Origin of the sequence: Nostoc sp. CMAA1605 (assembly GCF_021596505.1) — a bacterium.
Classification (GTDB): Bacteria; Cyanobacteriota; Cyanobacteriia; order Cyanobacteriales; family Nostocaceae; genus Trichormus.
On sequence record NZ_PJIZ01000103.1, the window covers coordinates 18,868 to 28,546 of the forward strand.

General features: G+C 38.9%; 11 protein-coding genes and 1 pseudogene. 8 read left to right on the forward strand and 4 right to left on the reverse strand.

Annotated features, from left to right (window positions below):
- The first annotated feature begins 20 nt into the window (after positions 1-20).
- The 5 genes and pseudogenes from CV014_RS25145 to CV014_RS25165 all read left to right on the forward strand — a co-directional run bounded on the left by CV014_RS25145 (position 21) and on the right by CV014_RS25165 (position 3,913).
- Positions 21-1,481 (forward strand): transglutaminase domain-containing protein, encoded by a 1,461-nt coding sequence (locus CV014_RS25145; protein WP_236144511.1) that lies wholly within the window; start codon positions 21-23, stop codon positions 1,479-1,481.
- Positions 1,482-1,655: 174 nt separating this feature from the next.
- Positions 1,656-1,841: a hypothetical protein gene (locus tag CV014_RS25150; protein ID WP_236144512.1), complete on the forward strand. Its 186-nt coding sequence runs from the start codon at positions 1,656-1,658 to the stop codon at positions 1,839-1,841.
- A gap of 69 nt (positions 1,842-1,910) precedes the next feature.
- Positions 1,911-2,925 (forward strand): annotated as a pseudogene (locus CV014_RS25155) (sulfate/molybdate ABC transporter ATP-binding protein).
- A 162-nt stretch (positions 2,926-3,087) separates the two neighbouring features.
- A complete protein-coding gene (locus CV014_RS25160) occupies positions 3,088-3,288 on the forward strand; it encodes a hypothetical protein (RefSeq protein ID WP_236144513.1) in 201 nt (66 codons plus the stop codon).
- Between the two features lie 136 nt (positions 3,289-3,424).
- The gene (locus tag CV014_RS25165) at positions 3,425-3,913 is read left to right on the forward strand and encodes a DUF411 domain-containing protein (protein ID WP_236144514.1); all 489 of its coding nucleotides are present in this window, start codon (positions 3,425-3,427) and stop codon (positions 3,911-3,913) included.
- A 179-nt stretch (positions 3,914-4,092) separates the two neighbouring features.
- Here the strand turns inward: CV014_RS25165 and CV014_RS25170 are convergent, their stop codons facing one another.
- Complete coding sequence (locus tag CV014_RS25170; RefSeq protein ID WP_236144515.1) at positions 4,093-4,965, reverse strand: hypothetical protein; 873 nt, start codon at positions 4,963-4,965, stop codon at positions 4,093-4,095.
- A gap of 366 nt (positions 4,966-5,331) precedes the next feature.
- On the opposite strand from CV014_RS25170, the gene CV014_RS25175 reads away from it, so the two are divergent.
- The 3 genes from CV014_RS25175 (at position 5,332) to CV014_RS25185 (ending at position 8,092) form a co-directional block, all read left to right on the forward strand.
- Entirely contained in the window at positions 5,332-6,747 is a 1,416-nt protein-coding gene (locus tag CV014_RS25175; RefSeq protein ID WP_236144516.1) for an NAD(P)/FAD-dependent oxidoreductase, read from the forward strand.
- A gap of 64 nt (positions 6,748-6,811) precedes the next feature.
- Complete coding sequence (locus CV014_RS25180; RefSeq protein WP_236144517.1) at positions 6,812-7,327, forward strand: DoxX family membrane protein; 516 nt, start codon at positions 6,812-6,814, stop codon at positions 7,325-7,327.
- A gap of 96 nt (positions 7,328-7,423) precedes the next feature.
- Positions 7,424-8,092, forward strand: a complete 669-nt coding sequence (locus CV014_RS25185) for a peroxiredoxin-like family protein (RefSeq protein ID WP_236144518.1) — start codon at positions 7,424-7,426, stop codon at positions 8,090-8,092.
- Positions 8,093-8,274: 182 nt separating this feature from the next.
- On the opposite strand, the gene CV014_RS25190 is transcribed toward CV014_RS25185, so the two are convergent.
- The 3 genes from CV014_RS25190 to CV014_RS25200 all read right to left on the reverse strand — a co-directional run.
- Entirely contained in the window at positions 8,275-8,727 is a 453-nt protein-coding gene (locus CV014_RS25190; RefSeq protein ID WP_236144519.1) for a GNAT family N-acetyltransferase, read from the reverse strand.
- A gap of 63 nt (positions 8,728-8,790) precedes the next feature.
- On the reverse strand, positions 8,791-9,465 hold the full coding sequence (locus tag CV014_RS25195; RefSeq protein WP_236144520.1) for a response regulator transcription factor: 675 nt from the start codon (positions 9,463-9,465) through the stop codon (positions 8,791-8,793).
- The coding region (locus CV014_RS25200; protein WP_236144521.1) for a sensor histidine kinase at positions 9,462-9,679 on the reverse strand (218 nt) is incomplete at its 5' end. The genes CV014_RS25195 and CV014_RS25200, both read right to left, overlap by 4 nt.

Sequence of the window (9,679 nt, forward strand, 5' to 3'; positions counted from 1 at the left end):
ATTACCTATTAAGGTATATTATGCCTGACAATCTTGAAGCCAATTTTCTTAAAGAAGTTCGGAAGCTGAAGCAGAAACAAAGAAAACTCTTGATGTGGAGAGTGGGATTAATACTGCTGCTCCTGATTTTAGTGAGTGGGTTGGCGTATTCATTTTATCGAGGTGTTTCTATCCTATTTACAGGTAACTTAACCACTGGAATAGCAACATTAACATTGAGTATTTTGGGATTGTTTTTAGTTTTCAGGTTATTAAATTTTCTAATTAGAAATCGCCAAGATATAGAACATCGTAACTCTCCATTATTAACATCAATATCTTGGCAATTTAGCCGCTTACAACAGGTAAAAAGAAAATATGTTTTAGGTTGGGGTTTACTGTTAATCGCACTCATTTATCAAAGTAACCCATCATTGATTCACTACCCAATTAATAATTTTATTGACTTTGTAGTGCATAAACCCGCACCACCCACATTAAATTCACCTTGGCCGTGGAAAGATCAGGCGGTAATTCATCCAGTTGTTGCCAATATGCCAGCCAATGTAGAAACAACTATTGAATCTGTTGCTAAATATATTGCTCAAAATGAATCAAATCCCTACTTACAAGTTAAAGCTATTCATGACTATGTTGTTAGTCGTGTCACCTATGATTTAGATGTGCTGAAAACAGGAATACGCCCGTCTCAAGATGCTCAAAATGTATTTCGCACACACAAAGCAGTATGTGAGGGATACGCTAATTTATTTATGGCTTTGGGTCGAAGCATGGGTGTAGATGTTGTCTATGTTAGCGGCAAAATTCGTCGGGATTTAGCTCCTATAGACTTAATTCCTAAATTATTTAGACTCTTAAATTCTGATTATGACTGGACTAATCATGCTTGGAATGCCGTCAAAATTTTAGATAATTGGCAATTAGTTGATACAACTTGGGATGATGGTAATTCTAGTGAATTCGGTTCAGCATACAGCACAAACTACCTGATGATCCCCCCTCAAGTAATGAGCATAAGTCATTTTCCTAAACATTTAAACTGGCAACTTTTACAAAATCCAGAAGATTACAACACCTTTGAAAATAAACCAGTTATCACACCTCAATTTGCTATCGATAAATTAACGTTAATTTCTCCCACCGAATATCAAACCAAGGTGCAGAAAACTGCTGAGATTAAAATTGCCACTTATCCCAGTTATCAGAAGAGGATAGTTGCTCTGTTTACTAAAGTACAAACAACAGAATCTTCATCTTGGGATTTTCCCAGTTCAGGAGATTTCCTAGAAGGTGATAAAAATCAACAAATCCAACAGCAAGATATTGGTAGATGTCGTAGTCAAATGAACGCAGCTAAGGAGACTCAAATCTCTTGTCAGTTTCCAGACGCGGGAGATTATCAGGTGTTTCTGTTTAGTTTAGAAGGTAAAGCAAAAGTTGACTTTCTGGGTCAATTGAAATTTCATGTTCTAACACGATAATCGTTCAGTTTAAATAGCACCACCGACTAAACGCCGCGCTACCGCTAACAGCAATCAAAACTTTGACTGTTCACGGTATCTGGAAAACCTCTCTCTAAATCTCTCTCCTGCGAGGAGAGAGACTTTGAATTTCTGGATCGGAAGTTAGATTTTCCTTAGACTTCTGCACATGAAGTGAAAAATCAGATCAACACTCAGCACTGGCTAAACGCCGCGCTACTGCTAATACCACTCACCACTCCTCACTCCTCACTCAGCACTCAGCACTCACTACTCCTGCACTCAGCACTCACCACTCAGCACTCACCACTCAGCACTCACTACTCCTGCACAAAATCTTATTTATCCAAAAAGAGTTAAGTATGGTATATGTAAGATACGGTAATCCTAGCAATGATCCGTACTTAGAGTTGCAGAGGTACAGAGTTTGTGGGCATAGTAGTTGAAAACGTATCCAAGCAGTTTGGCAGTTTTAAAGCTGTTGATGAGGTTAGTCTAGAGATTGAAAGTGGCTCACTGGTGGCTTTATTGGGGCCTTCAGGTTCTGGTAAATCTACTTTATTGCGTTTAATTGCTGGTTTAGAAACTCCAGATAGTGGCAAGATTATTCTCACAGGTAAAGATGCCACACATCAAAGTGTACAAGAAAGAAACATTGGGTTTGTGTTTCAACACTATGCCCTATTTAAGCATCTCACCGTACGACAAAACATTGCTTTTGGTTTAGAAATTCGTAAGACTCCAGCCAAAAAAGTGCAGGGGCGTGTAGAGCAGTTGTTAGAATTGGTGCAGTTGAGTGGATTAGGCGATCGCTATCCTTCACAACTATCTGGTGGACAAAGACAACGGGTAGCTTTAGCTAGAGCCTTAGCTGTAGAACCGAGTGTATTACTATTAGATGAGCCATTTGGGGCTTTAGATGCCAAGGTTCGTAAAGATTTACGCGCTTGGTTACGTCGTCTTCATGATGAAGTTCATGTCACTACAGTTTTTGTTACCCATGATCAAGAAGAAGCAATGGAAGTTTCTGATAAAGTCGTGGTTATGAACAAAGGAAGAGTCGAACAAGTAGGAACACCGGCGGAAATTTATGATAATCCCGCTAGTGCTTTTGTGATGAGTTTTATCGGCCCAGTTAACGTCTTACCTAGCACATCGAAGATTTCCAAAGTACAGGATTCGATTCACCACACCCAGAGGTATTTTTACGCCCCAAGATGTGGTAATTCAAAAGCAATCTAATGGTACAACTGCGCCTGCAACGGTGACTCGCTTAATTCACCTGGGCTGGGAAATTCAGGTAGAGTTAACATTAGATGATGGTCAAGTGGTGAATGCTCACTTGACACGCGATCGCTTCAACGAGTTAGAGTTAGAAGCACAGCAAAAAGTTTATGTAAAACCCAAGGATGCTAAATCCTTCCCCTTGTATTTTTCTATTTAAATTTTGTTAACTGTTGACTGTTACAACAAAAATACCTCTAACTTCGGTATTAGGGGTATTTTTGGCTATGTTCACAATTTTCTCTCTTTCCACAGTCGTCAATCCTAATTTGCTTTGCCATAATGATTGGTCTCATTAGCAATTATTGATGGCTGAGTAATAATGATAAATAAGCAAGTCAAAATTCACCAGCTTATTGGTATTGAAGGTGCAACGTTATTGGTTTTTGCTACAGATGACTGTTGGCAGTTTCGAGTCTTAACTATAGGTGGTGCGGTGTTTGGAGAACGGAAAATCTACTTCACGCCCCATACAGCCGAAAAAGCTGCAAGGGAATGGATTCATGAGGATTGTGAGGAATAAAGATTTGTACCTAAACAACAGGGTGCGATCGCAATTTAATCTTATTTAGATTGATATTTATATTTATATCAGTATTAATTAGTCTGACGAGTAATTTTCACTTTACATAATAATTCCTATAAGAGAGGTATTAATCATGCGAAAACTATTACTTTCATTCTTGCTAGTGATGATGATTGTGATGGGGTTGATTACAGTAACTAATGCTTCATCTGCCATTGCTGAAACTTTAGTAACACCACAAGTAAAAGTTTATCGCAGTCCCAGTTGTAGTTGTTGTGGTAATTGGTTAGACCACATTCAAAAGCAAGGATTCAACATCCAAGCAGATATCAAAACTGACGACATAGACGCAATTAAAGAAAAATACAATTTGCCCCCAGAATTAGCATCTTGTCACACAGCAATTATCGATGGCTATGTCATGGAAGGACATATTCCCGCCGATGATATCAAGCGTTTCCTTCAACAAACGCCACAACTTGCAGGGTTAGCCGTTCCTGGAATGCCTGTAGGTTCCCCAGGTATGGAATTAGGCAATGAAAAAGACTCATTTACTGTTATGGCATTTAATCGCAAAGGAGAAATTCAAGCTTTTAAAAAATATAAATATTATCATCCTTAAAATCCATATTAATTTCTGTGAGTTAGTGGGTAAATAAACTAGCTTCCTCAAGTGTCATTGCTGTCATTTGAGCATTGCTAACTACATCAGTTTTTACTTACATAAATTCAGGAAAACGGTTAAGAATAAATCAGTTCAATGTTAGAAAGGATTATATCAAGATTTTTCATAACAAGAGATTATTGTGTTGGGTTGCCATAATTATTTATCCTGTTTATTAGTTCTGGATAGCGTCCTTGTATAGAAAAATCCCTAAGAAAATTAATTATCGCTGTTGATCTGACTACGAATACTGTACGCTCATTAGCTTGATTAAGTTGCTTTAGGCTTTGTGAGTCGCTGTATCCAGGCAAGTTTGAATATGAATTTACTTCTGAATATAACTCAAATTGGCTAGATAATGTTTTTCTGAATCTTATAAAATCTACTGGTTGTAATTCCACTTGATCTAATTCCAGCATCCCTGTATTAGAGTTAACTGCACTGGGGTTAAAGGAACAGGTAAATAGATTGGCGTTAGTAACTATAATTGGAAAGTAGACAGCCACACTTCCACGTAGATCATTTTTCAGATTTAATTCTTGGTTTGCTAAACACTCAACTGACTCAATTAAGTGAGTAGATATACGTTCTAGCATGGGTTTGTCCTTTTCATCGCTACCTCTAATTGCACAAAAGTTACTCTCTACAGAGGAAGGAACTACCGAAAATTTGTAATATTCTGCTAGGTTTTGATATTGAAATGCTTTCGTGTAGAGTAAGATACTGGACTGAGTTAGCTGTTCTTGTTGGTTAGTTATCAGAAAAACCCAATTAGCATCTTGAGTTCTCTTACATTCAATAACGGCTCTATAATCTGCATGACTTGGGCTACCCAGAATGATATCAATAAAGCCGTCGCGTCCTGTCTCTTCTGATCTCCATAGGTGTTCACTAGATATTACCTCCCAAAAATGTATATTATTGGTGTTCCTGATGGTGTTTTCTATATGTAGTTGAAAAGCAAAACCCGAAGCATTTACTATTTTCAAAATATTCTTTGTGTCTGTCATTGAGTTACCTTTAAAGTTACAAATTAAATTAAGATAATTTTCAAAAACAAGAGACTCAATAATTCAAGTGTACTTCAGTAAACATTCATTGGCTAGAGTATAGTAAGTCACAGAATATAGGATTAATGTTAATGTGTCAGCTTTAGTTAGAAATTGCTGGTCTTCTTTATGAGTTTTTCCCTTGTAATGCTTGACTGGCTCAAAGGGGCAACCTTAATTTCACAACCTGAGTTATTGCTGAGAAAGTGGTGAAAATTTCGTTGCAAATTCCCTTGAATTTCTCAGCCAAGCTTTAGCTTTGCATCACTTGAAAGTTGCTGAGTGCCGCGATACTAAGAACAACTCACAAAAGCAACTTATACACCTATGCGGCAAGCATCTCATCCTACAGTCATCCTGGGTGGTGGCTTCGCTGGGCTGTTTACAGCTTTATACTTAAGCCAGCAAAACTACTCGCATCCGATTATTTTAATTGAACAGCGCGATCGCTTCACTTTTAAACCACTACTATATGAACTATTAAGCGGCGAATTACGTTGTGAACAAGTTTATCCTAAGTACAAAGACCTTTTGGCAGGTAGTCATGTCAACTTTGTACAAGATACAGTGCAAGCCATTGACCTACATCAGCAACAGGTAAGTCTAGATTCTGGTCAAAAATTTAACTATAGTCATTTAGTTCTAGCATTAGGTAGTAAAACTACGTACTTTAATACTCCAGGTGCAGCAGAATATGCTATGCCGTTGACATCTGGAGAACAGGCGATCGCACTCCGCAAACATTTACGCCACAGACTATATCAAGCTATTCAAACTCAAGATGTTGCTCGTCGGCGATTGCTGTTGACTGTCGCCATCATCGGTGCGGGGCCAGCCGGTATTGAATTGGCTTGTACCTTAGCAGATTTATTACCGATTTGGTATGACGAATTAGGCGGTGACGCGGCTGAGGTGCAAGTTGTTCTAATTAACCGGAGTCGAGAAATCCTTAAAGGTGATGTTAATAGTCATCTACGCTGTATGGCTCAACGCGCCTTGAAAAATCGTGTGATTCCTGTAGATTTTGTATTTGATGCAGCCGTTACCCAAATTACAGCCGATGGCGTAGAGTACAAACAAAACGGTCAAACCAAGGTATTACAAGCGGGAACCATTGCTTGGACTGCGGGAACTGCACCCCATCCTTTGTTGATGGAGTTACCAGTCCCCAACAATCGGGGACGACTATTGGTGACACCGACTTTACAACTACCAGACTTTCCCGAAGTGTTTGCGGCGGGAGACTGTGCAACTGCTAGCGACAATCCCCAACCACCGACAGCACAAGTCGCCTATCAACAAGGAATTGCGATCGCCCAAAATCTCAAGCGCATGATTGAAAGTAAGCCTAGTGTTTCTGTGCAAATCTCGATGCGCGGTACTTTGATGAAATTGGGACTCAATGAAAGTGTGGCGAATTTATTCAACAAAGTCCAAATCACAGGACAAGCCGGCCATTTAATTCGCGAAGCAGCCTATTTACAACTTTTACCGAATGCTGCTCATAATCGCAAAGTGACAGCAGAATGGCTGACTGATGAATTATTTCAACGCGATCGCTCCATTACCCATATGCAACTCGGACAAACGCCGTTTTTAGCGGGAATGGCGACTACTGCGGCTGCAATGATTTTAGCTACTCCCCTAGTTTGGCGTGCTGCCCAACCTACCCAATTTCAACAAAATTTCAGTTGGTCAGGTATCCCAACATTATTAAATCAACTGACACCCCCTACTCGATAAATTCTCTTATTTCTTTGTGTTTTTGCGCCTTCGGTGAAAAATCTTTATCTTTTGGAATCCAACTATGAACTACCTACTCAACCTCCGCACAGCATATGTTGTCAATCGCGTCACAATGGGCGTTTTCTTTTTCATTTCCGGTATTGCTAATTATCTTAACTTCAGCGTTCCTAACGGCTTCTACCAAACAGTCATCACTTGGAAACTGCAAATTATCGGCCCTGGAATTCCGCCGGGATGGGAGGGTGTAGGGCCATTACCTTGGTTTATTGCTATTCCTTACGGCTGGTTACTACCTTTAGCAGAGATTGTTTTAGGTGCGTTATTTGCTCTTAACTATTGGGTAAGGTGGACAGGATTATTACTAATACTCATGACCTTTAGCATTGTTTTGGCTTTTGGTATTATCCCTGCTGGGACTTTGTTCCCTAATGGTGCAGAAAGTTTTAACAAAAACATCCTATTTATGACTTTAATTTGGATGTGTATTACTTACGATGCTTACGAGCAGAAAATGAGCCGCCGTCGTCAGCAAGCATCGGCTGACTATAGTCTAACTGCATCGACGGATGAGATGTAAAATCTGAATTTTCCGTGATTTTACTGCCACTATATTTCTCAAGTAACTATTAAAAAAGTAGATATAGGCGTTGAAGCAATAGGCAGTTAAATCACCATGAATTTCGCAGAATCTCTCCAACAAATGAAGCATCGGCTTTTAGAAACTGGCACGATTTCTAGTCAAGCAGATTCATTAATCGTTAAATCTATTAATGAACTAATTGCTTCAGGAATTGCTGAACAAAGTTTAAAATTAGGTGATGTTGTCCCTAACTTTGTTTTGCCTAATGGTTTTGGTCAGTCGGTAGAATTACAAAAGTTAATAGCTAACGGCGTTGTAGTGATTTCTTTTTTTCGGGGTCATTGGTGTCCTTTTTGTGGCTTGGAACTAGCCGCACTCCAGAAAGCATTACCTGCAATTCAGGGATTAGGTGCGTCATTAGTTGCTATTTCTCCCCAAACTGTTGAGCATACTAAATTAACTGTCGAAGAACATGAAATTAAGTATGAAGTATTAAGCGATCGCAAGAATAATGTGGCTCGTCAGTTTGGCATTGTATTTCAAATGCCGGAATATTTAAGACCAACATTTCAAGAATTAGGTCATGTTTTACCTAAATACAATGGTGATGAAACTTTTGAGTTACCTATCTCAGCCACCTATGTAATTTCTCCAGAAGGAAGAGTCGTTTACGCTTTTGTTAATCCAGATTTTACTAAGCGGCTAGACCCTATTGAAATTGTGAGCATCATCCGCAATATTTCATTGGGGGGTAAAAATTGATTTCTGTATTGCATTGAGCAATCAAAGTTTGAGCAGTAGTATTGTTAAACTTCTATTGCGGCGAGACAATAACTACATCATACTTGTTAGTTTTGTTTTCAAAGTCCTGTTGCATCGCGAGAAAAACATCTTTGATTGACAACTTTACTACATTGACTTTACGACTGAGTTTTTAGCAAGGACTAATTTATGTATTTTGTCATCAGATAGCGGTTATGATCTACAAATCCAACTTGGTGATAAAAGCTTTGAGCCGAAGTATTTTCTTTTTCTACTTCTAGATGTAATGCTCGAACATTAAGAGAGATACAAACCTCTTCCAGAAATTTGATTGTTTGCTTACCTATGCCTTGACGTTGGTAATCTTTATCAATGTACAGTTCATCAATGAAAGCATCTTTTCCTCCATATTCCAAGCTGTAGCTGAATGTGATAATCACATAACCAACGCTGGAATTTTGGTCTTGAATTAACCAGATTCGACCCATTAATTCATCACTAAGAAGTTTTATTAATGCCTGACGAGCAACGACAGCATTAAAAGCAATACTACCGTCTACTTCGTAAAGTTTTTGGATGAACTGCAACAGTTTATCTATATCATTGTTGTCTGCTAATTTGAAGTTGATTTGCATATTTAAAATTTTTATGCTTTGTTGTGCCTTAATCTTTTTTGTTTAAAATTTAGATTTTCCAGATTACTCCCGTAGCGCATAACCTACACCACGGACTGTATGCACTAAACGTTTCTCGTTATTTTCTTCTAACTTCAGCCGCAAATAACGAATATAAACTTCAATAATATTAGAATCACCCATGAAGTCATAACCCCAAACTTTTTCTAAAATTTGGTCTCTTGTAAATACTTGTCGGGGATGGGAAAGCAGATATTCTAATAAATCAAACTCTTTCGCTGTTAGCTCAATTAACCGTTTACCGCGAAATACTTCACGGGTGCGACGATTTAAACTTAAGTCTTCAAACTGTAATAAATCATTATCTGTTTCTTGGGTGCGACGCAGGTGGGCGCGAATTCTGGCTAAGAGTTCTTCAATACTAAATGGTTTGACGACATAATCATCTGCGCCTGCATCTAATCCAGCTACGCGATCGCTTACTTCATCTTTGGCTGTCAACAATATTACTGGAATTTTGCTGCCAGTGGTACGCAAACGGCGACACAGTTCTAATCCGGTGAGTCCTGGTAACATCCAATCTAAGACTACTAAATCTGGTGATGACTCCCGTGCTAAGGTCAAACCAGAAATACCATCATGGGCGACACTCACTTTGTAGCCTTCACTACTCAGTTCTAATTCGACAAATCGCGCCAGTTTAACTTCATCTTCTACCAGCAGAATATGTGCCATCATCTTTTTGCTCCTATGGTGGGTAATTTTAAAGTAAAAGTGCTACCTTTTCCTGGTTCTGACTGCACTGCAACCATACCATTCATGTTTTCTACTAAGCCTTTAACTATAGATAAACCCAAACCCATCCCCCCAGTTGCGCGAGTGCGGGAAGGATCAACGCGGTAAAAAGGTGCAAAAATTCGCGACTGTTCTGCAACGGGAATACCTTCCCCTT